This is a genomic window from Pseudomonas sp. 43(2021) (assembly GCF_017490805.1).
GTDB lineage: Bacteria > Pseudomonadota > Gammaproteobacteria > Pseudomonadales > Pseudomonadaceae > Aquipseudomonas.
Genome location: NZ_JAFGYJ010000497.1, coordinates 1 through 453, shown reverse-complemented (window position 1 = coordinate 453; position 453 = coordinate 1). Strand labels below are relative to the sequence as shown.

General features: G+C 58.9%; 2 pseudogenes. Both read right to left on the bottom strand.

Annotation, left to right across the window (positions count from 1 at the left end):
- Positions 1-278 (bottom strand): annotated as a pseudogene (locus J5M71_RS28360) (glycosyl transferase family 1); the annotation flags it as partial.
- A pseudogene (locus J5M71_RS28355) lies at positions 279-453 on the bottom strand (glycosyltransferase family 1 protein); the annotation flags it as partial.

The window sequence follows — 453 nt, the reverse complement described above, 5'->3', positions numbered from 1 at the left end:
AAGTGATAGTTGATCACGTCGGCTTCGGCGGCCAGCTCACGGAACTGCTTGAACACGCTCCAGGAAAAACCGGTCGAGGCGAACTGAATATCCAGCTTCGCCCGATGTACTTCGTGCTGGCCCAGTTGCACCACAGGCGGCGTCGGATTGGTGCTGAGGGTCAGCACTTGCCCATCGATGCCATGCTGGGCGCCGCTTTCGCACAACTGAAAGATGACTTGTTCGATGCCGCCGACCGAATCGGGCAGGTACGTCTTGAAGAAATGAAGAACGCGCATTCAACCTCCCATGGCCTGGCGATAGGCACCGGCCGTAGCCTGTGCACAACGTTGCCAGGAAAAAAGCCGCGCCTGCTGCAATCCTGCTTCGCGGCAGGCCTGCCAATGCTGCGAGTCGTCAAGCAGACGGCTCATTGCATCGCGCACGCCCTCGGCATCGTCCGCTTCAATATAG